A 22,880-nucleotide genomic window follows, 5' to 3' on the forward strand; every position below is an offset into this window, starting at 1 on the left:
GGACATGCCCCGCGCCGGGGCCGGCGTATGGACATATTCCGGTCATGCCCTGTCCCCGGGGCGAAGACTGGACATGTCCTCCCGGGGAAGTGGCCCGACGCCCCCAGTGGAGCCACCGCACGTGCCCCCGGGTCAGGACATGCCCCGCGCCGGGCCGGCGCATGGACATATTCCGGTCATGCCCTGTCCCCGGGGCGAAGACTGGACATGTCCTCCCGGGGAAGTGGCCCGACGCCCGACGAACTAACGAAAATGCGCACTAGCCGTGGCGGTCCGGACCCGCTGGGGCGCCTCCTGACGTGGAGCTCTGTCTCCGCTTGCCCTGCCCCAGGGCTGCGGCCACGATCTCCTCAAGCCGTTCCGCTGACCCCAGATCGTGCGGCCGGACCACTTGGTTGTCTGCCACGTAGTAGAACGCGGCGCGCACTTCGTCCAGCGGAACACCCTTGAGCCGGGACCAGGCCAGCCGGTAGACGGCGAGCTGGACGGCCTTGACTTTCAGCTGGGCCGCGGAGGGCCGGCGGCCGGTTTTCCAGTCCACGAGGTCCCAGCCGCCGTCGGCGTCCCGGAAAACGGCGTCGATCCGGCCACGCACCACGACGTCCCCGATGCGTGTCTCGACGGGAACCTCGACATAGGCCGGGGCACGGTGGGCCCACTCCGACTGGCGGAACGTCTCCACCATGGTGTCCAGCCCGTAGGCCTCGTCGATATGGTCATCCGAGCCGGCTGCCTCGCCGAGGTCGAGCATGCCGGCGGCGCCGAAGTATTCCTCAACCCAGGCGTGGAAGGCCGTGCCTTTGCGCGCGGACATCCCCGGCTCCCGGGGAACCGGCCGCCGCAGGCGTGCGACGACGGAGCCGGCGTCGTCCTCCAGATCCACCAGGGTCGACGCGGAGATGTGACCCGGAAGGTGGACATCCTGCACGGCGGTGCGCCGGGAGCGGCGTTCCAGCAACGTCGCGGCCTCGCGGGCCCAGCCGGCAGCAGGGCCGCGCAGCGGACGCCGGTGTTCCCCGCCGGCTGGGAGGGCCGGGCGTGGGGCATGCAAGGCCAAGTCAGCAGCGGCATTCAGGATCTCGGAGTCCAGCGACTGCAGCACCCGCGCCGCAGCTGATTCCATCGACGCCCGGCGCCCGGCGACGAGCCGCAGCCGGGAGCCGGTACGCGGGTCGATCGGACCCTCGAGGGGGTCGTAGGGCCACGCCGCCAACTCCAGCTCCGAGGTCAGCGGGCTCTCCTCCGGCAGCGATTCCTCGCCGACGGACAGGGGATGGATCTCGGCGCCCCCTCCGGCGGAGAGAACCTCGAGTTCCGCCAGGAAGGGGGACATCTCCGCCATGCCCGCCCGGGAGCCTACCCAGGCGGCACTGGAGACCCAGAGGACGTGTTTCGCCCGGGTGTATGCCACGTAGGCCAGGCGCCGTTCCTCGGCCTCGCCGTGCACCTGGACAGCAGACTTGAACTCTTTTTCGGCGTCGAGCCAGCCCTTCTGGTCCGGTTGCTCCAGATCCCATTGCGGCAGGTCCGCACGGTCCCCGCGCAGCGGCCAGGGCAGGGCGGCGCTGCCGCTGCTCCAGCGCGAGTCCCGGCTGCTGGGGAAGGCGCCCGCATTGAGTCCGGGCACGAACACGACATCCCATTCCAGGCCCTTGGACGCATGCACGGTCAGCAGCTGCACGGCCTCGTGATTCACTTCCGGTGCGGCGGCGTCGAGGCCGTTTTCCTCGGCGGCTGCGGCCTCCAGCCAGGCGAGGAAGGCCAGCACGCCGACCCGCTGGGAGGTGTGCAGGAATCCGGCCGCGGCGTCCTGGAAGGCGTCCAGGTTCCTCCGGGCCTGATGGATACTGATCCCCGGCCGGGCAGCCACCTCGATATCCAGGAGCGTCGCCCGCTCCACCTCGCCGAGCAGCGTGGTGAGGTCGTCGCCCATGAACCCGCGCAGCTGGCGGAGTTCCAGAGAGAGCCGGTGGAGCCGTTCCCGGGCCGCGGTGCTGAGCGCGCGGCCGTGCCGGGAAACCCAGCCGTCGCGCGGCAGCCAGTCCAGCGCTTCGACCAGGCTGGCGGCGTCCGTGAGGTCGCCCTCGATCACCGCTCCCTCGGAACCGGCATCGGCGTCCGTGTCGGCGTCCGCGTCGGCGTCGCCGGCCTCTGAGCCGCCCGGGCGTCCCCGGCGCCGGGCGAGGAAGCTGGACCAGTCCCGGAAGGCCATCAGGTCGGCCGGCCCGATCCGCCAGCGCGCTCCGGCCAACAAACGCATCAGGGAGTCGGAGCGGCCGGGATCGGCGAGGACCCGGAGCGTCGCGACCAGGTCCACAATTTCGGGGGTATCCAGCAGCCCGCCGAGGCCGACGATCTCGTACGGAATGCCGCGCAGCTCGAATTCGCGGCGGATGCATTCCATCTGGGCCCGTCGCCGGCACAGCACCGCCATCGCGGGAGGCTCGGGGTCCGTCGACGGGGTCGGGTTGAAGTCCGTCACCCGGAACTTCAGCACGTCGCCGGCGATGGCCGCGGCCTCGTCCTCGTCGGTGGCAAAGCGGCCCATCACGACCCGGCCCTGGACCGCGGCCGGGCTCGGCTGAAGGGGCGGCACTTCCACGGTTTCGGCCGTTTCCCGTGCACCGGCGGCACCGCTGTTGGCCGCGGCCTTGCTGAGCGGGGCGGAGATGACGTTGGCGGCGGAGAGGATGTTCCGGCCGTTGCGCCACGCGGTGGTCAGGTACGACGTCGGGGCGACGGCAAAGCGGGGAGCGGCGGCAGCCGCTGCGGCCCCTTCGTCGGCAGCGCCGTCATCGGAGGCGAGCCGCGCCGGGAATTCGCGGACGAAGTGGAAGAGCTGGCCGGCGGAGGCACCGCGGAAGCCGTAGATGGACTGGTTCGGGTCCCCCACCGCGGTGACGGCGTGGCCCTCGCCGAAGAGCCGGGAGAAGAGCACCAGCTGGGCGTGGGATGTGTCCTGGAACTCGTCCAGGAGCACCACCTTGTAGCGCTGGCGTTCGGTTTCCGCGGCGACCGGGATTTCGTTGGCCACCCGCGCCGCGAGGGCCACGAGGTCGCCGAAGTCCAGGGCGCCCCGGGCGCGCTTGGCGTCCGTGTAGCGGCCAACCATGTCCGCGACGCTGGCCCGGGTGCGGAGCAGGGCGCTGAGCTCACCCGCAGCCTGGCTGGGGTTCTTCCTGGCAGTGGCCAGGTAGGGCAGGGCCTCGAACTCGGCGACCCGCTCAAGCAGCCAGCCACGGACCCCGGCCGGGTCCTGGAGGTGCTCCGCGCATTCCCCGGCGAGCTGGATGACCGCCTTGACCAGGGTGGACTTGGCGGAGCGGAAGTGCTCGTAATCGCCGTCGAACGCTTCCACGACCTCGCTGGCGAGCTGGAAGGACTGGGCACCGCCGAGCAGCACAACATCGCGTTCCACGCCGAGCCGGAGGCCGTAGTCGGACACGATCCCGCTCGCGTAGGAGTGATAGGTGGAGACCTTGGGCTCGAGTGCATCCGTGCTCAGCAGCCCGGCCGGAAAGACCTGGTTCCCTGCGTCCGCCGCGGCGATGCGCGCCAGCGCGGCCAGCTTGGCGCGGATGCGGGTGGCGAGCTCCCCGGCGGCCTTCCGGGTGAAGGTCACGCCGAGCACTTCCTCGGGCCGGACCCAGCCGTTGGCGACGAGCCACACCACCCGGTCGGCCATGGTTGCCGTTTTTCCGGAGCCGGCTCCGGCGATCACGAGCCGGGGCGATAAGGGCGAAGAAACGATCAGGGACTGTTCCTGGGTGGGGCTGTTCTTCTCCCCCAGCATTGCGGACAGTTCCTCGGGGCTGAACCTGGGGACGGGCAGAGGGACGGGAAGAGGGACGGGAAGGGCCCCGGGAGGCGCCGCCGGGCGCGGTGCCGGTGTTGCTTGGGCGGTCATTCGGTAACCTGCTTTCCTCGCGCGCACAGTGGACAGACCTCGGGCAGCCGGCAGCCGTGGCCGCCGTGGCCGCCCTTGGCGGGGTCGTGGCGGGCCTCGAAGGTGTTGCCGGACATCACCCGGGCGGCGCCGCTGACCATGTCCAGCGCCCAGTTCTCGGCCGGGTCCAGCGCCTTCTGGGCCTGGACCCCGGGGCTCTTGGTGGCGGTCCCGAGCTGGGCCAGGACGGCGCCGCCCGGCAGCGGCGGCGGACCGTCGTCGGGGCCGGCAAAACCTCCGGCGAGTACGGCCGCCTGGTAGGCGCCGAGCTGCGGGTGGCGGTCGAGCTCGGCTTTCCCCGGCTGCCGCTTGCCGGTCTTGAGGTCCACGATCACCAGCCGCCCCTCGGCGTCGATCTCCAGCCGGTCGACCTGCCCGCGCAACACGGCCGGACGGGCCGGCCACGGCTCGCCGTTGGGGTCGCTGGCGGCGCCAGCGCCAGCGCCAGCGCCCCCGCTTCCGGCGACGCCGGGCGGGGCCTGTGGCGCAACGTCGGGGAGCTTCACCTCGAAGTCCTGCTCGACGCCGACCAGGCTGCGGCCCTCGCTGCGCATGAGCAACACGTATTGTGCCAGCTTCCGGACCATGGACTCGGCGCGCTGGAAGTCCAGCTTGCCTTCCCAGTTATCCTTCATCCCCAGTGCCGGCCAGCGGCGCACGAGTTCGGCCACGTATTCGCTGCCGGAGGCGTCCGGAAAGTCCTGGGCGATGGCGTGCACCAGGGTTCCCAGGCTGCGGGCAAAATCGGTGGCTGCCTCTCCGCCCGCGGCCTGGACGAACCAGTCCAGGGGCGATTTCTGCACGGTTTCAACCTTCGAGGGTGAGACGTAGACGGTGCCTCCCGGCGGAACCACAGGCTCATCCGAGGACAGCGGCGCCAGGCCCCACCAGGTTCCGGGATGCGCCCCGGGCACGGGAGGTTCTGCGGCGGCCAGGGCGCCCAGCACCGAACTCGCCTCGGCTGCCTCGGGCGCATCCAGCTGGGCATACTGGCGCAGTTCGGCCACGAGGGCGCGCAGGGTCAGGGGCCGTTCCACCGGGGTGAAGCCGCGCCGGTCCTGGTCCGGGTGCAGGGGTACGACGTAGTCCAGGAATGAGGAGGGCTGCTCGTCCTCGGAGGAGACGGCGGTGCAGATCAGCACCTGCCGGGCCCGCGACACGGCGGTGGAGAAGCTCCGGAGCTCGTCGTAGCGGATTTCCCGCAGCCGGCTGAGCGGGTCCAGCTGCAGGGCGTACTCCACTCCGTGTTCGACGGCGTCCGCGAACAGGGTGCTTCCGAGCAGTTCGCCACGGAGCCGCGTGTTTGGCCACACGCCCTCCTGCAGTCCCGGGACGATCACGACCGGCCATTCCCGTCCGGCGGCGCTGGCGGGGGTCATGAGTTCCACGGCGTCCTCCAGCTGCGCCCGCGCGGCCAGGGTGTCCATGGGCAGTTCCTGGCTGAGCAGGTACTCCAGGAACTGCTCGGGGCCGGATCCCGGAAGCTGGTCCACGAAGCGCTCGGCCGTGTGGAACAAGGCCATCATGGCATCGAGGTCGCGGTCCGCGCGGGCTCCGGCGGCGCCGCCGGCCAGGGCCGCCTCGGTCCAGCGCGAAGCGAGCCCGGTGGAGTTCCAGAGGGCCCAGAGCACGGTTTCGGCGTTGCCGCCGGGCGCCCGGGAGGCTTCCCGTCCGGCCAGGATCATCCGCGCGATCCGGCGCGCGGAGTGCCCCTCGATGCCGAGCGTGGCCAGCGCCCCCGGCTCCAGCAGGGCCTCGACCAGGAGCGCGTCACTGGTGCGCCCGCCACCGCCGAGGATTTCCTCGCGCCGCAACGATTGGCGCAGCCTGCGCAGCTCGATCGAGGTGGCGCCGCCGATCCGCGACGTCAGGAGCGATACCGCCGCCTCGGGCGTCAGCGTGGCGGGGTCCAGCACGACGGCGTAGGCATCGAGCAGGGGCCGGACCGCGACTTCGTCGCGCACGGCGGATTCGGCCACCGGAATCCGGACCGGGATGCCCTGGCCGGCGAGGTAGCGCTGCAGGTGGCTGAGCTGGCCGCCGTTGCGGACGATCACGGCGATCTCGCCCAGTTCCCGGCCGTCGTTAAGCTGCGCTTCGAGGATCCGCTGCGCCACGTAGCGCAGTTCGTGCACCGGGGACGGCAGCAGGTGCGCCTCGACGCTGCCGGCACTGCTATTTTCCGGGCTGCCGGCGGCCGCGCCGTCGGCAGCGATACCGTCCGCACCTGCGGGGGCTTCCCGGCGCGGCTGTTCGAGCCGGCGCGCCGTCTGACCGCCGGCGCGGCGGGAGATGCGCCCGGCCACCGAAAGCCAGGCTTCCGCCACGGCCGAAGTGTGACGGTGCGCCGTCCAGAGCGGGCGCTCGAGGACCGTGCCGCCGGCGGGGGCGAGCAGGTGTGGCAGTTCGGCCACGAGGTCCGGGCGGGCGCCGCGGAAGCCCTGGACCACCGTGTCCGGGGATGAGGTGACGAGGGCGTCCTTGCCCGCGGCGATGTCCGCGAGCAGTTCGAACACGGCAGGGTTCGCTTCCTGGATATCGTCCACCAGGACCAGCTGGAGCCGGTCGCGTTCGGCGGCCAGGAAGTCCGGGGCGTCCTGGAAGATCTGGCGGGCGGCCGTGATGATGCCGGCAGGGTCGAAGGCTTCGGGCATGCGCAGGTCCAGGACGTCGCGGTACTCGGCGTACAGTCCGGCCGCGGCGATCCAGTCGGGCCGATGGCAGCGGCGGGCCAGGACCACGAGGTCCTCGGGCGTCCGGCCGGATTCGATGATCCGGTCAAAAAGCTGGCGGACTTCCTGCCGGAACCCCCGGGTCTGCAGGGCGGCCCCAAGGTCCTCCGGCCAGGGCAGCTCGAGCCCCGGCTGCGCGTGGCCTTCGAGCAGTTCCTTGATGATCAGGTCCTGTTCCGGGCCGGAGAGCAGCTTCGGCGGCCGCGGCAGCGGCAGGATGCCCTCGGCCTTGGCGCGCCGGATCAGGTCGAAAGCGTACGACGCCCAGGTGCGGGCCGGCGTCGTACTCAGGCTCCGGTCCAGCCGTGCGGTGAACTGGTCCCGGAGCGAATCGGCGGCGAGCCGTCCGGGTGCCAGGATGAGCATCCGTTCCGGGTCCAAGCCGTCGCGCTGTGCCCGGCGGACGGCGGCCTCCACCAGCACCGTGGATTTGCCCGTCCCCGGCGCGCCCGGGACGAGGACGGGCCCGGAACCGTGCGGGACCTCGACGGCGGCGAGCTGGTCCGGCGAGAGCACCGGGACGGCGCTGTGCTGCTTGCGCGGCGGGAGGAGACGGAGGCCGGTTGTTTGGCTGGTTGTTTGATGGGGGCTGGGAGTGCTCACGCAGTCATTTCATCATCGGGGGCCGACAGTTTGTGCAAGGAGCGTTCCAGCCGCTCGGCGATGGCGTCGATCCGGTCGAACTCGGCGTCGGACGGCGTCCAGCGGGCGGACTGGAGGTCCACCCGCCAGCGTCCCCCACCGGTGCGAAGATATTCCGCGTAGTTTCCCAGCAGCGGAGTTCCTTCCAGCAGGTACAGCGTCAAGGCCTCGCGCTCATGTCCCGGCGGGGCGTCACCGCTGGCCTTCAGGACGCGCCACCAGGGGACCGAACTGCCGTGGTGGCTCATGACGGCGCCGATCTGCCGGGCGCCGCCGGATCCCAGGAGCTCGGCGACGTCGCCATAGGCCACCGCCGCACCTGCAGGAATCAATGCCACCACGTCCAGCACCGCCTCCGCATACTCCATCCGCATGACTCAAGGCTACCGTCGCGGCCCGGCCGGGGTTGGCGCATTACTGTCGGGGGCAGCAGGTAGCGTTATGGCATGAGCACCTGGAACACCCTCCCCCGCGCAGCCTTTGATCTGGAAACCACCGGCAGGGACTCCCGCGCTGCCCGGATCGTGACGGCGTCGGTCACCGTCGTGGATTCCGACGGCGGGATCATCGAGGAGCATGAGTGGCTCGCGGATCCCGGCGTGGAGATTCCGGCCGAGGCCAGCGACATCCACGGCGTCACCACCGAAAAAGCCCGCAGCGAAGGCCGTCCCGCCGCGGACGTGACACGGGAGCTCGCCGCCGTGCTTCAGGAGCTGTTCGACACCGGGGTGCCGGTCATCGCATTCAACGCCAGCTACGACTTCACCGTGCTCGCCGCGGAATCTGCCCGCTACGGCGTCCCGCAGCTGAGCCGCTTCCCGGTGCTGGACCCGTACATCATGAACAAGCAGGTGGACCGGTACCGCAAGGGCAAGCGCACGCTGACCGCACTGTGCGAGGAGTACGGCGTCAGCCTGGAAAACGCACACACTTCCGCGGCGGACGCGTTCGCGACCCTGCGCATGCTCGACGCCATGGCCGGAAAGTTCCCCAAGCTCAGGATGCCGGCCAGCCACCTGCACCAGCTCCAGGTCGAGTGGGCCTCCGCCCAGGCCGCGGACTTCCAGACGTACCTGCGCAAGACCAAGCCTGCCGCCGTGATCGAGGGCGACTGGCCGGTGCTGCCGCCCGAAGACGCCAGCCGCGGCGACTTCTGACCGGGACTCCCACCCGTCAGCGGCCTTCCAGCGCCGGCACGCTGCGCACGCTGGGACGGAGATCACAGGCCCAATACGGCGCTGCCCGGCAAAGATAGCCGGGCGGGGATTCCTCCGGCCCCGGCCCGGAGGGTGCTACGGCCGCAAGCAAGCCTGGAAGGCCGCACATTCCACATTGATCTGGGCCTTGCAGTGAACTTCCTGCGAAAGTGGATGCGAAATGGCACCGCTGACATAATTTAGTTCAGAACCGAGCTGTGTTATGCCGCGCCCAATCCCCAATCCCCGAACGCCAATCCCCAACGCCAGAGGATCAATGATCACAGTTACCGACCTTCGAAAGGTCTACCGGCAGGGCAAGAAGGAAGTGGTGGCCCTCGACGGCGTCACGCTTTCGGTGCCGAAGGGGTCCATCCACGGCATCATCGGGCATTCCGGTGCCGGCAAGTCCACCCTAGTGCGCTGCCTGACCCTGCTGGACCGTCCGACGTCCGGCTCCGTCAGTATCGACGGGACCGAACTCAGCTCTGTCAGGGACTCGGAAATCCGTGCTGCCCGCCGCCGCATCGGCATGGTGTTCCAGCACGCCAACCTGATGGACTCCAGGACCGCGGCCGGTAACGTGGCCCATCCGCTCGAACTCGTGAAGACCCCGAAGGACAAGGTCCGGAGCCGGGTCGCGGAACTCCTGAAGCTCGTGGGCCTGGAGGGCTTCGAGGACGCCTATCCCTCGCAGCTTTCCGGCGGCCAGCGCCAGCGCGTCGGCATCGCCCGCGCCTTGGCCTCGGACCCCGATGTACTGCTGTGTGACGAGCCCACCTCCGCCCTGGACCCCGCGACGACGAATGAGATCCTGGATCTGATCCAGGAGCTCACCAGCCGCCTGCAGTTGACCGTGCTGATCATCACGCACGAGATGAACGTCGTAAAGCGCGTCTGCGAATCGGTGTCACTGCTCTCGCACGGCCGGATCATCGAACACGGCCCGCTGCGGGACGTGGCCGGCGACCTGGACAGCAAGCTGGCACGGGCGCTGCTTCCGCTGCCTCCCTCGGAGCCACTCCCGGGCGCCCTGCAGGGCGGGCCGGTGCTGGAGATCCTGTTCTCCGGCGACAGTGCCAAGGAACCCGTGCTCACGGGCGTCGCACGGCACTTCGACATGGACATCAATGTCCTGGCCGGCAGTGTCGAGACGCTGGGCGGTCAGCAGTTCGGCCACCTGCGTGTGCAGCTGGCAGCGAACGCCGACTTCGACGCCGTGCTGCGCTACCTGCACGACCGCGGCATCGCCGCGAAGCGCTCGGCCCCCGCCCCGGCTGCAGACCCTGACTTTGTGGATTCTGCGCCACTGGACGCTGAGAAGCCGGACGCTGCGAACCCGGACGCTATTCTCCTCCGCGGGGAAGAGGGAGGTAACTAGTGAACGATATTTTCAGCAACCCCGTCCTGGTCAAGGCCCTGCCCGAAGCGATCGTGGAGACCCTCCAGATGGTCGGCATCTCCGCCTTCTTCACCGTGCTGATCGGCTTGCCGCTGGGCGTCTTCCTGCATGTCTCCGCTCCGGGCGGACTCCGGCCGATGCCCGTGACCAACAGGATCCTGAGCGACGTGATCGTCAACATCACCCGGTCCATCCCGTTCGCCATTCTGATGGTGGCCCTCATTCCGCTGGCCCGGGCCCTGACCGGCACCAGCCTCGGCCCGGTCGCCGCTTCGGTGTCCCTCTCGATCGGCACCATCCCCTTCTTCGCCCGGCTCGTGGAGACCTGCCTGCGCGATGTGCACCATGGCAAGATCGACGCGGCCCAGGTGATGGGCTCCACGAACATGCAGGTCATCAGCAAGGTGATGCTGCGTGAATCCCTGCCGGCCCTCGTCGCAGCGGCCACCACCACGGTGGTCACCCTCGTCGGCTATTCCGCCATGGCCGGGCTTGTGGGCGGCGGCGGCCTCGGCAAGCTGGCCTACAACTACGGCTTCCAGCGTTTCGACGTCACGGTCATGCTCGTCACCATCGTGCTGATCGTCGTCCTGGTCCAGATCATCCAGCTGGTGGGCGAGCGGATCTCCCGCAGCCTCGACCACCGCTGACCCGCCCTCTCCCATAGACCAACACCCCTGCAGCGGGTAGCCGCCCGCTGCATCTGCGCGGATCACGGCGCCGACGTCGTGATTCCGGCTATTTCGAAAGGAACGCATCCGATGCGTAAGTCACTCACCCTTCTGGCCACCGGCATTGTCACTGCCCTGGCGCTGACGGCTTGCGGTGGTTCGTCCACCCCCAGCGCCGAGGTCAAGACCCTGGACCCCGCCAACCCCGTCACCCTCAAGGTCGGAGCCAGCCCGGTCCCGCACGCGAAGATCCTGGAGTTCGTCAACCAGGAACTCGCTCCCAAGGCCGGCCTCAAGCTGGATATCAAGGAGATCGAGGATTACCAGACGCCCAACACCGCGCTGAGCGACGGCTCCCTGGACGCCAACTACTACCAGCACCTCCCGTGGTTCGAGGACCAGGTGAAGACCAAGGGCTACAAGTTCGGCCACGGCGAGGGCGTCCACATCGAGCCGTACGCCGCCTTCTCGGAAAAGGTCAAGGACATCAAGGACATTCAGGATGGCGCCAAGGTTGCCATCACGAACGACCCGTCCAACCAGGTCCGGGCCCTCAAGGTCCTCCAGGTCTCAGGCCTCGTGAAGGACATTAAAGAGGACTCCTCCGTGCTGACGCTCACGGACGAGCAGAACCCCAAGAAGCTGAAGTTCTCCGAGAACCAGCCGGAACTGCTGATCAACGATCTCAAGGATCCCTCCGTGGACCTGGCCATGATCAACGGCAACTTCATCCTCAAGGCCGGGCTCAGCACCGACAACGCCCTGGCCGTGGAATCCGTGGACAACAACCCCTACGCCAACTTCCTGGCCTGGCGCGAGGACTCCAAGGACGACGTCCGGGTCAAGAAGCTCGACGAGCTCCTGCACTCCCCCGAGGTCAAGGCCTTCATTGAGAAGGAATGGCCTAACGGAGACGTGACCGCGGCCTTCTAGGCAAGTCGGCCCCGAAGCGTTAACCACCTATGGCACCCGCCGCGGCGGGTGCCATAGGTAGTTAATAACGACGCCGGATCCGGCAGCGGTGTCTTTGCACCCTTCGGGACTAGGCCTTTGCTGAGGCCGCGGCCTTCGCGGCGGCGGGCAGGGCGTCGAAGATCCGGTTCATGGCGGCGTCGTCGTGCGCCGCGGAGAGGAACCAGGCCTCAAAGACCGACGGGGGCAGGTAGACGCCGGAGTCCAGCATGGAGTGGAAGAACGGCGCGTACCGGAAGACCTCCTGCCCCTGCGCATCGGCGTAGTTGTGGACCCCGTGGGCGGACGTGCCGAAGGCCACCGAGAACAGGTTCCCGGCGCGCTGGATCGAGTGGTCCACGCCGGCCGCGTCCAGCGCCGAGGACAGCGCCGCGGACAGCTCCAGTGAGCGGGCGTCCACGAAGGAGTAGACCTCCGGGGTTGCATGGGTCAGGGTTGCGACCCCTGCGGCCATGGCCACCGGGTTACCGGAGAGGGTGCCCGCCTGGTAGACGGGGCCCAGCGGGGCGAGGTAGTCCATCACGTCCGCGCGTCCGCCGAGTGCCGCCGTCGGCATGCCGCCGCCGATCACCTTGCCGAAGGTCAGCAGGTCCGGGGTCCACGGCTGGTCCGCGCCGGCCGCGCCGCCGGTGAGGCCCCAGTAGCCGGAGTAGCCGGTCCGGAAACCGGTCAGGACCTCGTCGAGGATCAGCAGGGCCCCGTGTTCGCTGGTGATGCGGGACAGGCCGGCGTTGAAGCCCTCGGCCGGGGTGACGACGCCCATGTTCGCAGGCGCGGCCTCGGTGATCACGGCGGCAATGTTCCCGCCGTGCTTGGCGAAGGCGGCCTCGACGGCGTCGAGGTCGTTGTAGGGCAGCACGAGGGTCTCCGCGGCGGTCGCGGCCGTGACACCGGCGGAACCCGGGAGCGCCAGGGTGGCGACGCCGGAGCCGGCCGCCGCGAGGAGCCCGTCAAGGTGGCCGTGGTAGCAGCCGGCGAACTTGATGATGAGGTCGCGGCCGGTGAAGCCGCGGGCCAGCCGGACGGCGGTCATGGTCGCCTCGGTGCCGGTGGACACCATCCGGACCCGCTCGGCGGCGGGGACGCGTTCCTTGACGATCGCGGCGAGGTTCGCCTCGTCCGGCGTCGAGGCGCCGAAGGACAGTCCGCGGTCGACGGCGGCGTGCACCGCCGCCAGTACGGCCGGGTGGGCGTGCCCCAGCAGCGCCGGGCCCCAGGAGCAGACGAGGTCCACATACTCGGCGCCGTCGGCGTCGGTCAGGTACGGACCCTTGGCGGAGACCATGAACCGCGGCGTCCCGCCGACGGAGCCGAAGGCGCGCACGGGCGAGTTGACGCCGCCCGGCATCAGCTGGCGGGCGCGGTCGAAGAGTTCCTCATTGCGAGGGTGGCTGGAAGTCATGGTTCCTATTCTTTCAGTTGCTGTCACTGGGCTGTTCTTACCGGGCCGGGGAAGCCGCGGCGAGCAGGGCAGCCACGCGGGGCGCCACCTCGGTGCCGAACAGTTCGATGGACCGCATCATGGCGGCGTGCGGCAGCGTGCCGTTGCTGTACTTGAGGTCGAAGCGGTCCACGCCCAGGTTCTTCTTGAGCAGGGCGATCTTCGCGGCGACGGTTTCCGGCGACCCGACGTACAGGGCGCCCTCCGGCGTGCACATCGCATCGAATTCGCCCCGGTTGCCCGGGCCCCAGCCGCGCTCGGAGCCGATCCGGTTCCGCTGCTGGAGCCAGTGCGGGAAGAACTCCTCCCGCGCTTCCTCGTCGGTGGCGGCAACGTGGCCCGGTGAATGGGTGGCCATCTGCTGCATCGGGTGGCCGTACTTGGCCATCGCCTCGCGGTAGAGGTTGGCAAGGGGCGCGAAGGACCGCGGTTGGCCGCCGATGATGGCGAAGATGATCGGGTAGCCGTACTCGGCGCAGCGCAGCACCGACTCCGGGGTCCCGCCGACGCCGATCCAGGCCGGCAGCAGATGGTGTTCCAGCGGCGGGTAGACACTCAGCCCGTTGATGGCGGGCCGGGTGCGGCCCTCCCACTGCACGGGTTCCTGCGCCCGGACCTTGTCGAAGAGCTCAAGCTTTTCCTCGAACAGGACCTCGTAGTCCGCCAGGTCGAGGCCGAACAGCGGGAAGGACTCGATGAAGGAGCCGCGGCCCAGCATGACCTCGGCCCGGCCGCTGGAGATGGCGTCCACGGTGGCGAAGCGCTGGAAGACCCGGATCGGGTCATCGGAGCTGAGCACGGTCACGGCCGAGCCGAGCCTGATGTTCTTGGTCCGGGCGGCCGCGGCGGCGAGGAAGACCTCGGGCGCGGAGACCGCGAAGTCGCGGCGGTGGTGCTCGCCCACGCCGAAGGCATGCAGCCCGGTCTCGTCCGCAAGCTCGGCCTGTTCCAGCAGCTGGCGCAGCACCTGGGCGTGCGGGACGGGGTGCCCGTCGGGAAAGACCCCGACGTCGCCGAAGCTGTTCAGTCCCAGCAGGATGCGCCCCGGACCTACGGGGGCGGTGGGGTTCGCCCCGGACGCCGTGTCAGTCGGAGTGCTCATCAGGACTCCTTAAGCCAGCCGGCGAGTTCGCTCGCCCAGTAGGTCAGCACCATGTTGGCCCCGGCGCGCTTGATGCCCAGCACGGATTCGGTGATCGCGGCCCGGCGGTCGATCCAGCCGTTGGCAGCGGCGGCCTCGATCATCGAGTACTCGCCGGAGATCTGGTACGCCGCGACCGGAACGGGGCTCATGGCGGCGACGTCGGCGAGGATGTCCAGGTAGCTCATGGCGGGCTTCACCATCACGATGTCGGCGCCTTCGGCGAGGTCCAGCTCGACCTCGAGGAGCGCTTCGCGGCGGTTGGCGGCGTCCATCTGGTAGGTGCGGCGGTCGCCCTTGAGCTGCGAGTCGACGGCCTCCCGGAAGGGACCGTAGAACGCGGAGGCGTACTTCGCGGCGTACGCGACGACGGCGGTGTTGGCGTGCCCGGCTTCCTCCAGCGCCTGCCGGATCACGGCGACCTGGCCGTCCATCATGCCGGAGGGGCCCAGGACGTGGGCGCCGGCCTCCGCCTGCGCCATCGCCATCCGGCCGTAGATCTCCAGGGTTGCATCGTTGTCCACGTAGCCGTTGGCATCGAGCACGCCGCAGTGGCCGTGGTCGGTGAATTCGTCGAGGCAGACATCGCTCATGATGACGAGCTCGTCGCCGACTTCGGCCCGGACGTCGCGGATGGCCTTGTTCAGCACGCCGTCGGGGTCCAGCGAGGCCGTGCCGGTGGCGTCCCGGACTGCGGGGATCCCGAACAGCATGATGCCGCCGACGCCCAGCTGAACGGCCTCGGCCGCGGCACGCTTGAGCGAATCGGTGGTGTGCTGCTGCACGCCGGGCATCGAGGCGATGGGGTTCGGCTCGGTGAGCCCTTCGCGGATGAAGGCGGGCAGGATGAGCTCCGCGGCTGAGAGGCGGTGTTCAGCCGTCAGCCGGCGCATGGCCGGGGTGGTGCGGAGCCGGCGTGGGCGGTGGGTCGGGAAGCTCATATGGTGTCCTTTGCTGAGGGCTCTGCGACTGACTGATGAGGTGGTGATGGCTGGGGGTCCAGGGACCGGACGACGGCGGCGACCAGGCCGGAGGCGGTCGGCTCCTCGGCGACGGCGGCGACGGCGAGCCCAAGGGACTCTGCCTCGGCCGCCGTCGAGCGTCCGATGGCGACGAAGCGGCAGCTGCCCAGCGGGGCGAGGTCCGTGTGGATGCGGCGGGCGGCGCTGGGCGAGGCGGCAACGACGGCGTGCAGGTGGCCGGCGGCTATTTCGGCTTTCGCTTCGGCGGCGGTGAGCACGGCGGCCGCCGGTGCGTCCGGCCCTGGTGGATCAGCCGGCTGCTGCAGTGCCGGCTCGTAGGAGGGCAGGCCGCGGCGCGGGTCGGCCGGGTAGTCGACGGTGTTGTAGGCGGTGACGGCCTGGACGGAGGCGCCGCGGGCTTCGAGGCCCCTGCGGAGCCGCGGGTCGGCAATGTCCGTCTGGGGCAGGAGCACGCTGCCCTGGTTCTCGGGCCAGATGTCGAGCAGGCCCGTTCCGGACTGCTGGCCCGTGGGCGCAAGGTCGACGCTGATGCCGCGGGATTCAAGCACACGGCGTGTCGCCGGGCCGATTGTGGCCACCAGGACGCTGCCGGGCAGCCAGCTGGCCAAATCCACACCCCGTTCGGCCGCCTTGGCTTCGAGGGCCTGGACGGCGGTCACGCTGCTGACCACGAGCCAGCTGTAGGCGCCGGCCCCCAGGGCATCGAAGGCGACATCGAGGGAATGCTGGTCGCGGGCCTGTTCGAAGTCGATCAGGGGCAGCAGCAACGGATCGGCGCCGACCTTGCGCAGGGCCGCGACAAGTTCCCCGGCACGGTCAGGGCTGCGGGCGACGAGAACCCTGGCGCCCTCGGGCACCCTCATGTGTTGTGGCACGTCCGGCATGTCTTGTGGCATGTCCGGGTGGTTGCGGTCGCTGTGCCGTCCCATGAATTGATGGATTCCGCGGTTCAGGAAGCGGTCAGGTCCGCGATGCCGGCGGCCCCGCGGGCCAGCAGGACCTCCGCCAGTTCGATCCCGAGCAGGGTTGCCCCGACCTCGGTGAGACCGTCGGTGGCCCTCTTGTCGCGGATGCTTGCCGTGCCGTCAACCGCGCAGACCACCGCTTCGAGATGCAGCATGCTGCCCTTGCGGTAGGCGCAGGCGCCCACCGGGGCGGCACACCCGGCCTCCAGCCGGGCCAGCAGCGCGCGTTCGGCCGTGACGGCGAGGCGGGTGTCCGGATCGTCGAGGGCTGCGAGGGCCTGCGCCAGCGCGCCCTGGGACCCTTCGGTGGACCCGGCCCGGCGGGGCGCATCGGCGGTGCGGCATTCGATCGCCAGCGCCCCCTGCCCCGCGGCAGGCAGCATGACATCGGTCTCGAGGTACTCGCTGACCGTGTCCAGCCGGCCGATCCGGTGCAGCCCGGCGGCGGCGAGCACGACGGCGTCGAGGTCGCAGGACTTGCCGTCCACGACGGCGTCGTTCGTGTTGCCCGGCAGACCGGGAACGCGGCCCAGGCGGGTGTCCACGTTGCCCCGGATGTCCCGGATGTCCAGGTCCGGCCGCACGGCGCGCAGCTGGGCTGCCCGGCGCGGGGAGCCGGTGCCCACAGTGGCCCCGGCGGGCAGGTCGGCGAGCGTGAGTCCGTCGCGGGCGCAGAGCACGTCCCGGACGTCGGCGCGTTTCGGCGTGGCCGCGAGGCTCAGTCCGAGGGCGGGACCGGTGGGGAGGTCCTTGAGCGAATGCACCGCAATGTCGCATTTGTCCTGCAGCAGGGCATCGCGCAGCGCGGCGACAAAGACGCCGGTGCCGCCCAGCTGGGACAGCGAGCCTTTGAGCACGTCGCCCTCGGTCCGGATGTGGACCAGCTCCACCGGGAACCCGCCGACGGCGGCCAGCTGGTCCGCGGTCTGCTGGGTCTGGGTGAGGGCCAGTTTGCTGGCGCGGGTGCCGATCCGGACGGTCACGGGGTGCCCTGGCCCGCTGCCGAAGCGGAGCTGCCGGCGGCGGCGGAGGATACGGCCGGGTAGGGGTCGTGGCCGGTGCCGACGGTGGTGTCGGCTCCGGCGATCGTCGGTTTCTCGCCGCGGAAGTTGGCGCAGCAGCCCGGGCGGCAGACGTCGTACCAGGGGCCGAGATTGGTCAGGTGCGGCCGTTCGGCGATGTTGTTCGCGGCGGTCCGCTCGCAGATCAGGTCGACGATCCCGGCGACAAACTTGCGGTGCGTCCCGGGGGTGGCGACGCGGGTGGCGGCGAGTCCGAGCTTGGCACAGGTCTCCAGCGCCTCCGTGTCCAGGTCCCAGACGACCTCCATGTGGTCGCTGACGAAGCCCAGCGGCACGATCACGATCCCCTTGACTCCCTGGCCCGCGAGTTCTTCGATGGCGTCGTTGATGTCGGGTTCGAGCCACGGCATGTGCGGGGCGCCGGAGCGGGACTGGTAGACGAGGGACCACGGCGCGGTGAGGCCCGTCTCGGCCTCCACCCGGCGGATGACCTCGCTGCCGGAGGCCAGGTGCTGCGCGATGTAGGCGGAGTCCTCGTCGAAGTGGCGGGGCTCGCCCTCGGAGCGCCCGGCGGCCTCGGCATCCCGGGTGGGGATGGAGTGCGTCGCGAACAGGATGTGCACCGGTGCGTCGGGGGTGCCGGCCGCGGCGAGCTGGGTGCGGACGTCGGCGAGGCCGGAAGCGGTGCCCTCGATGAAGGGCTCCACGAAACCGGGGTGGTCGAAGTACTGGCGCACCTTGTCGACCTCGAGTTGTCCGTCGAGTCCGGTTTCGGTCAATGCGATGCCGATGTCCTCACGGTACTGGCGGCAGCTGGAGTAGCAGGAGTAGGCACTCGTGGTGACCATGAGGATCTTGCGGTGCCCGGCGTCGAACATGTCCTGGAGGGTCTGCGGGAGGTAGGGATCCCAGTTGCGGTTGCCCCAGGACACCGGCAGTTTGATCCCGCGGGCGGCAAGTTCGGCTTCGATGCCGGTCTTGAGTTCGCGGTTCTGCTGGTTGATCGGGCTGATGCCGCCGTTGGCCCGGTAGTGGTGCGAGACCTCTTCGAGCCGCTCGTCCGGGATCCCGCGGCCGCGGGTGACATTGCGGAGGAACGGGATGACGTCCTCCTGGCCTTCGGGTCCGCCGAAGGAGGCGAGGAGCACGGCGTCGTACTCCTTGGGGGCCATCCGGCCGGCCTCGGTGACGGTGTTCACGGCGGTAACCCCGAGGACGGATTCCAAGGGATCCAGCGGGCTCATGCAAGGACCTCGGCAATCTCGGCGGCGGTGACCCGGCGGCCGGTGTAGAAGGGGATTTCTTCCCGGACATGGTGGCGGGCTTCGGTGGCCCGAAGGTGGCGCATCAGATCCACGAGGTCCACCAGCTCGGGCGCTTCCAGTCCGAGGATCCATTCCCAGTCACCCAGGGCGAAGGACGAGACCGTATTGGAGATGACCTGCGGGAAGTCGCGGCCCAGCATGCCGTGGTCGCGGAGCATGGCGCCCCGTTCGGCGTCCGGCAGCGTGTACCACTCGTAGGAGCGGACGAAGGGGTAGACGCAGAGCCACTCCGCCGGTTCGACGCCGCGGGAGAAGGCGGGGGTGTGGCTCTTGGCGAACTCAGCCTCGCGGTGCACGCCCATGGCGGACCAGACGATGTCGGTGCCGGCGAACAGCTTGCTGCGCCGGATGTCCCGGACTGCCCGCTGGAGGGCCTCCGGCTGGGGACCGTGCAGCCAGACCATGACGTCGGCGTCCGCCCGCATCGCGGAGACGTCGTAGCTGCCGCGGTGGACCACGCCGGCCTCGGAGAGGTGCCCGATGAGGGCCTCGAAATCCTCGGCAGCATCGCCGCTGCGCAGGACGTCGGCGGAGCGCTTGAACACCGTCCAGAGCGTAAAGAACTGCTCGGCTGATTCTTCGGTTGCTGTTTCGGTGACTGATCCGGTTTTAGTGACAGATTCGGCAGAAGTGTGGCTCATGGATACCAGTCTGCCCCTTCGCCGCAATGAAGTCGAAAAAGAGAACTTCTACAACGCGTAGAAGTGCTCGAATTCACAGTTTTTCGAATTTCGGCCGGCGGTGGCGCACGGCTCAGACCCTGCGCATCCTCACGACGACGACGCCGGCGATCACGGACAGCGCGACGAGGCAGATCCCCCAGCCGAGCAGCGGGGACGGCCCGGCTTCCTCCACGGCGGAGGTTGCCTGCATCGAGGTGCTGCCGGAGTGGCCCTTGGCCCCGGGCCGCGAAGCTGCCGGCGAAGAGCCTGGCTCCGCCGCCGGCGACGAGCCCGCACCCGCGGGCGCCGGCTCCGCGGCCGTTCCGGGGGTGGTGGACGCGGCGGGTGCCCCCGGAGCCTCAGCCCCGGCTGCGGCTTGGTCGGCACCGGCTGCGGCTTGGTCGGCACCGGAGGACGGCCCCTGCCCTGCCGCCGTGCCGTTGCCCGGCTGGGCGGCGGGCGTGCCGTCGGCGGCCGGGGCAGCGGGCGTGCCGTCGGCGGCCGGGGCAGCGGGCTGCGGGGCGGCCGGCTGGGTCCCGGCCGGAGGGTCCTGGGGGGCTGCCGGCTGCGCCGGGGACTGCCGCGGCGCGGCCGGCGACTGGCTCGGCGTCTCGGCGTCGTCAGGGTCGTCGCTGCGCTCAGGCTGCGGCGAGGGTGACGCGTGCTTCGTCGGCGTCGGCTGTGGTGAAGACGTGGGCTGTTCTGACGATGTCGGCTGCTGCGACGGCGTCGGCTGCGGGGACCCGAGCAGGCCGTCGAGGAGGTCGTCGAGACCGAGGGTAAGGGAGCGCCCCGCCGGCGTCACGGACGGCGCTGAAACCGGGACAGAAATTGAGGCTCCGGCGGCGGCGTGCGCGGCAGGAACTCCTGCGGATAGAGCCAGCACCGTTCCGAGCGCGGCAGTTGCCATGACGCGTCGAAGTCCCCCATGGTGACCGGCCTGCGTCTTGGAAACGTTGGACCTGAGTATAACCATGGTCATCGACCCTAACCGGTATCAGCTTCCGGGGGAATTTTGACGGACGTGCGGTGAACGTGCTCAACGCCGCCGGAAGCGCCGCTTAAGGCAGTAGACTGCGCAGCTGTTTCGGCGTGTCGGCGACTATCGCGGCAAGCCCGTTGCCGGACAGCCAGCCGCCCACCACGGCCAGGGTGCCGTCCGCCGCGCAGATCTCCCGGACTTCAGCCACGCGCCGTTTGTGCCCCAGGGATGCGAAGGGCAGGGCACCGGACCAGCGCACCACGTCCCAGCCCACGACGTCGCCGGCCGTGACGGGCACAGTGAGCAGGGCCGAGGCGTCTTTCAGGGCCGCTTCGAACAGCTCGTCGTCGGTTTCCGGCTCCGGGGCGCTCGCCGCGCCGTGCCGCGTGCCGCGTCGGCCGTAGGAGAGCCGGAGGACGTGGGTGCCGGGGCCGGTCCGCTCGGCGAGCCAGCCCCACTTCGCGGTGGCATGCGTGAGGGCCTTGGCCTGGATGCCGGGGCTCTGCGGCGCCACGAGGACGCCGGTGCCGCGCGGCGCGGCGTCGAGTTCCGGCAGGTCCACCACGAGGGTGACCAGGCTGACGTCCGGTCCGGCGGCGGGGCGTCGGGCGGCGAGCTCGGGCAGGGTGTCCGCGAGCAGTCCGACGGCGGCCGGGCCCTCCACGGCGACGACCAGCAGCCCGGCGTCGTACGCCGTGTCCCCTGAGGTGACGTGCCAGCCGTGCGGCGTGCGCGCCACGGCGTCTGCCGGGGTGGCGCTGAGCAGCGTGACGCCGCGACGGCGCAGATCGGCCACGAGCGCGGCAACCAGCGTGTTCATCCCGCCCCGCAGCCCGGCGACGGCGGAGCCCGCCTTCTGCAGCCCCGGTTGCTGGGGTCCTGTTTTCTGGGGAGCAGCCCCTCCCCTGCGCTGGGCCGCCACGGCGGCAGCGAGGGAGCCGTGCCGGCGGATTCCGGCGCGCAGGCCCGGCGCCACCATGTCGACGTCCAACAGCGCGGGATCGGCCGAGTGGACGCCGCCGACGACCGGCGCCACGAGGCGGTCCAGGACGCGCCTGCCCATCCGTGCCCGGACCAGCGCCGATACGCTGGTGACATCGGCGGTTGTGCCCAGCGAAGCGGGCAGCAGCGCATCCATTGAGGCCCGCAGTGAACCGAGCAGGCCCAGCGACCGCCGGACCTCCGGATCCCAGGGGTTGGCCGGAATGCCCAGCACTCCGGTCTTCGGCAGTTCCCGTGGCCCGTCAGGCAGCTGGACCCAGGCGCCGCCGGGATTCGGCGGAACAATGTCGGCCGCGAGGCCCAGCTCGGCGGCGAGGTCCGCCACGGCGGAGGATCGGGTGGCGAAGGACTCGGCGCCGCTGTCCAGGGTCAGGCCGGCCACGACGTGGCTGCCCACGCAGCCGCCCCAGTCCCCGGAGGCCTCCAGGACGGTGGTGTCCACGCCGGCCCGGGCCAGTTCACGGGCGGCGAGCAGGCCGGAGATCCCGCCGCCCACCACCACGGCGGTGGTGCCCGGTGCAGCCGCGCCTGCGTCTGTGCCTGCGCCTGCGCCTGCGCCCATGGCGTCTACTCCGGGGAAATCGAGTGGATCAGTTCGACGACGCGCGTCAGCACCGTCGGATCCGTGTCCGGCGGCACGCCGTGGCCGAGGTTCATGACGTGGCCCGGGGCCGCGGCGCCGGCCGCGATCACCTCGCGGACGTGGGCTTCAAGGACGTCCCAGGGCGCGGAGAGCAGCGCCGGGTCGATGTTGCCCTGCAGCGGCACCGTCCCGCCGAGGCGGCGGTTGGCTTCGTCCAGCGGCAGCCGGTAGTCCACCCCCACGACGTCGACGCCGACGTCGCGCATGGCCACGAGCAGTTCCGAGGTGCCGGTGCCGAAGTGGATCAGCGGTGCCCCAAGGTGCCGCACATGGTCCAGGGCGCGGGACGACGCCGGCGCAACAAAGCGTTGATAGTCGGCCAGGCCCAGCGATCCGGCCCAGGAGTCGAAGAGCTGCGCGGCGGAGGCGCCGGCTTCCAGCTGCGCCCGGAGGAACATGCCGGAGGCGTCCGCGGCCCAGTTGGCCAGGGCGGTCCAGGTTTCAGGGTCGGCGTGCATCATGGTGCGCGGGCCGAGGTGGTCGCGGGAGGGCTTGCCTTCCACCATGTAGGCCGCCAGGGTGAACGGAGCGCCCGCAAAGCCGATCAGCGGGGTGCTGCCCAGCCGGGCCACGGTCAGCCGGACGGCTTCCCGGATGGGCTCAAGGGCTTCCCACGTCAGCTGCGGGAGCGCGGCGACGTCCGCAGCGGTCCGCACCGGCTTGTCCAGGACCGGGCCCACGCCGGGAACGATGTCCACGCCGACGCCGGCCAGTTTGAGCGGAATCACGATGTCGGAGAAGAAGATGGCAGCATCGACGTCGTGGCGGCGGACCGGCTGCAGGGTGATCTCGGCGGCGAGCTCGGGGCGCAGGCAGGAGTCCAGCATGCCAACGCCCTCGCGCACCTTGAGATATTCGGGCAGCGAGCGGCCGGCCTGGCGCATGAACCAGACGGGGCGGCGGGAGGGCTTGCCGCCGCGGTAGGCGGTGATCAGCGGGGAGTCGGCGGTGCGGCCGTCCATCAGCGGGTGCCCGGCATCGAGGCCGCCGGTCTCGTGGGTGGACGTGCCGATTTCAGACGTGCTGGTGGTGCCGTCGGTTGCCGCAGCGCTAGGAGTCATGACTTCGATTGTGCCCAAATTCGGCCCCAAAAGATAACGACAGCCTGTCACCAGGGCCGGCGCGGGCGCCGCCGTGGCGGGAATCACAGGCC

Annotated in this window: 17 protein-coding genes; 4 read left to right on the plus strand and 13 right to left on the minus strand. The window is 70.4% G+C overall.

Features of this window, described 5'->3' with window-relative positions; genetic code table 11:
* Positions 1 to 259: 259 nt before the first annotated feature.
* From ACQCSU_RS05810 to ACQCSU_RS05820, 3 genes are all read right to left on the minus strand, one after another.
* Positions 260 to 3,793: an ATP-dependent helicase gene (locus tag ACQCSU_RS05810; protein WP_426979728.1), complete on the minus strand. Its 3,534-nt coding sequence runs from the start codon at positions 3,791 to 3,793 to the stop codon at positions 260 to 262.
* A 110-nt stretch (positions 3,794 to 3,903) separates the two neighbouring features.
* Positions 3,904 to 7,281, minus strand: a complete 3,378-nt coding sequence (locus ACQCSU_RS05815) for an ATP-dependent helicase (protein WP_426978776.1) — start codon at positions 7,279 to 7,281, stop codon at positions 3,904 to 3,906.
* Complete coding sequence (locus ACQCSU_RS05820; protein WP_426978777.1) at positions 7,278 to 7,694, minus strand: MGMT family protein; 417 nt, start codon at positions 7,692 to 7,694, stop codon at positions 7,278 to 7,280. The genes ACQCSU_RS05815 and ACQCSU_RS05820 overlap by 4 nt, the downstream gene beginning before the upstream one ends.
* Positions 7,695 to 7,766: 72 nt before the next feature.
* Here ACQCSU_RS05820 and ACQCSU_RS05825 point away from each other — a divergent pair, with 72 nt between their 5' ends.
* From ACQCSU_RS05825 to ACQCSU_RS05840, 4 genes are all read left to right on the plus strand, one after another.
* Positions 7,767 to 8,477 carry a 3'-5' exonuclease gene (locus tag ACQCSU_RS05825; RefSeq protein WP_426978779.1) on the plus strand — a complete coding sequence of 237 codons (711 nt, stop codon included), beginning with the start codon at positions 7,767 to 7,769 and terminating at the stop codon, positions 8,475 to 8,477.
* A gap of 316 nt (positions 8,478 to 8,793) precedes the next feature.
* A complete protein-coding gene (locus tag ACQCSU_RS05830) occupies positions 8,794 to 9,897 on the plus strand; it encodes a methionine ABC transporter ATP-binding protein (protein ID WP_426978780.1) in 1,104 nt (367 codons plus the stop codon).
* Positions 9,897 to 10,568 (plus strand): methionine ABC transporter permease, encoded by a 672-nt coding sequence (locus ACQCSU_RS05835; RefSeq protein ID WP_426978782.1) that lies wholly within the window; start codon positions 9,897 to 9,899, stop codon positions 10,566 to 10,568. The genes ACQCSU_RS05830 and ACQCSU_RS05835 overlap by 1 nt, the downstream gene beginning before the upstream one ends.
* Positions 10,569 to 10,679: 111 nt before the next feature.
* On the plus strand, positions 10,680 to 11,522 hold the full coding sequence (locus ACQCSU_RS05840) for a MetQ/NlpA family ABC transporter substrate-binding protein (RefSeq protein WP_426978783.1): 843 nt from the start codon (positions 10,680 to 10,682) through the stop codon (positions 11,520 to 11,522).
* A 109-nt stretch (positions 11,523 to 11,631) separates the two neighbouring features.
* Here ACQCSU_RS05840 and hemL read toward each other — a convergent pair whose 3' ends face one another.
* The 10 genes from hemL to hemE all read right to left on the minus strand — a co-directional run bounded on the left by hemL (position 11,632) and on the right by hemE (position 22,788).
* Positions 11,632 to 12,963 carry a glutamate-1-semialdehyde 2,1-aminomutase gene (hemL, locus tag ACQCSU_RS05845; protein WP_426978784.1) on the minus strand — a complete coding sequence of 444 codons (1,332 nt, stop codon included), beginning with the start codon at positions 12,961 to 12,963 and terminating at the stop codon, positions 11,632 to 11,634.
* 37 nt (positions 12,964 to 13,000) lie between these two features.
* Entirely contained in the window at positions 13,001 to 14,104 is a 1,104-nt protein-coding gene (locus tag ACQCSU_RS05850) for an LLM class flavin-dependent oxidoreductase (RefSeq protein WP_426978786.1), read from the minus strand.
* The gene (hemB, locus tag ACQCSU_RS05855) at positions 14,104 to 15,084 is read right to left on the minus strand and encodes a porphobilinogen synthase (RefSeq protein WP_426978788.1); all 981 of its coding nucleotides are present in this window, start codon (positions 15,082 to 15,084) and stop codon (positions 14,104 to 14,106) included. The genes ACQCSU_RS05850 and hemB overlap by 1 nt, the downstream gene beginning before the upstream one ends.
* On the minus strand, positions 15,081 to 16,055 hold the full coding sequence (locus ACQCSU_RS05860) for a uroporphyrinogen-III synthase (protein ID WP_426978789.1): 975 nt from the start codon (positions 16,053 to 16,055) through the stop codon (positions 15,081 to 15,083). Before ACQCSU_RS05860 ends, hemB begins: the two co-directional genes overlap by 4 nt.
* Before the next feature lie 20 nt (positions 16,056 to 16,075).
* On the minus strand, positions 16,076 to 17,074 hold the full coding sequence (gene hemC, locus ACQCSU_RS05865; RefSeq protein ID WP_426978791.1) for a hydroxymethylbilane synthase: 999 nt from the start codon (positions 17,072 to 17,074) through the stop codon (positions 16,076 to 16,078).
* Positions 17,071 to 18,357: a ferrochelatase gene (locus tag ACQCSU_RS05870; RefSeq protein ID WP_426978792.1), complete on the minus strand. Its 1,287-nt coding sequence runs from the start codon at positions 18,355 to 18,357 to the stop codon at positions 17,071 to 17,073. The genes hemC and ACQCSU_RS05870 overlap by 4 nt, the downstream gene beginning before the upstream one ends.
* Complete coding sequence (gene hemQ, locus ACQCSU_RS05875; protein ID WP_426978794.1) at positions 18,354 to 19,079, minus strand: hydrogen peroxide-dependent heme synthase; 726 nt, start codon at positions 19,077 to 19,079, stop codon at positions 18,354 to 18,356. Before hemQ ends, ACQCSU_RS05870 begins: the two co-directional genes overlap by 4 nt.
* A gap of 112 nt (positions 19,080 to 19,191) precedes the next feature.
* Entirely contained in the window at positions 19,192 to 20,076 is an 885-nt protein-coding gene (locus tag ACQCSU_RS05880; RefSeq protein WP_426978795.1) for a hypothetical protein, read from the minus strand.
* Positions 20,077 to 20,161: 85 nt separating this feature from the next.
* On the minus strand, positions 20,162 to 21,646 hold the full coding sequence (gene hemG, locus ACQCSU_RS05885; protein ID WP_426978796.1) for a protoporphyrinogen oxidase: 1,485 nt from the start codon (positions 21,644 to 21,646) through the stop codon (positions 20,162 to 20,164).
* Between the two features lie 5 nt (positions 21,647 to 21,651).
* Entirely contained in the window at positions 21,652 to 22,788 is a 1,137-nt protein-coding gene (gene hemE / locus ACQCSU_RS05890) for a uroporphyrinogen decarboxylase (RefSeq protein ID WP_426978798.1), read from the minus strand.
* Positions 22,789 to 22,880 lie beyond the last annotated feature (92 nt).

The sequence above is a fragment of the Pseudarthrobacter sp. O4 genome, assembly GCF_050157025.1.
Taxonomy (GTDB): Bacteria; Actinomycetota; Actinomycetes; order Actinomycetales; family Micrococcaceae; genus Arthrobacter.

Coding starts and splice junctions, on each gene's coding strand:
- ACQCSU_RS05810 (WP_426979728.1), bottom strand. CDS start 3,793: ATGCTGGGGGAGAAGAACAGCCCCACCCAGGAACAGTCCCTGATCGTT.
- ACQCSU_RS05820 (WP_426978777.1), bottom strand. CDS start 7,694: ATGCGGATGGAGTATGCGGAGGCGGTGCTGGACGTGGTGGCATTGATT.
- ACQCSU_RS05825 (WP_426978779.1), top strand. CDS start 7,767: ATGAGCACCTGGAACACCCTCCCCCGCGCAGCCTTTGATCTGGAAACC.
- ACQCSU_RS05830 (WP_426978780.1), top strand. CDS start 8,794: ATGATCACAGTTACCGACCTTCGAAAGGTCTACCGGCAGGGCAAGAAG.
- ACQCSU_RS05840 (WP_426978783.1), top strand. CDS start 10,680: ATGCGTAAGTCACTCACCCTTCTGGCCACCGGCATTGTCACTGCCCTG.
- hemL (WP_426978784.1), bottom strand. CDS start 12,963: ATGACTTCCAGCCACCCTCGCAATGAGGAACTCTTCGACCGCGCCCGC.
- ACQCSU_RS05850 (WP_426978786.1), bottom strand. CDS start 14,104: ATGAGCACTCCGACTGACACGGCGTCCGGGGCGAACCCCACCGCCCCC.
- hemB (WP_426978788.1), bottom strand. CDS start 15,084: ATGAGCTTCCCGACCCACCGCCCACGCCGGCTCCGCACCACCCCGGCC.
- ACQCSU_RS05860 (WP_426978789.1), bottom strand. CDS start 16,055: ATGGGACGGCACAGCGACCGCAACCACCCGGACATGCCACAAGACATG.
- ACQCSU_RS05870 (WP_426978792.1), bottom strand. CDS start 18,357: ATGAGCCCGCTGGATCCCTTGGAATCCGTCCTCGGGGTTACCGCCGTG.
- hemQ (WP_426978794.1), bottom strand. CDS start 19,079: ATGAGCCACACTTCTGCCGAATCTGTCACTAAAACCGGATCAGTCACC.
- ACQCSU_RS05880 (WP_426978795.1), bottom strand. CDS start 20,076: ATGGTTATACTCAGGTCCAACGTTTCCAAGACGCAGGCCGGTCACCAT.
- hemG (WP_426978796.1), bottom strand. CDS start 21,646: ATGGGCGCAGGCGCAGGCGCAGGCACAGACGCAGGCGCGGCTGCACCG.
- hemE (WP_426978798.1), bottom strand. CDS start 22,788: ATGACTCCTAGCGCTGCGGCAACCGACGGCACCACCAGCACGTCTGAA.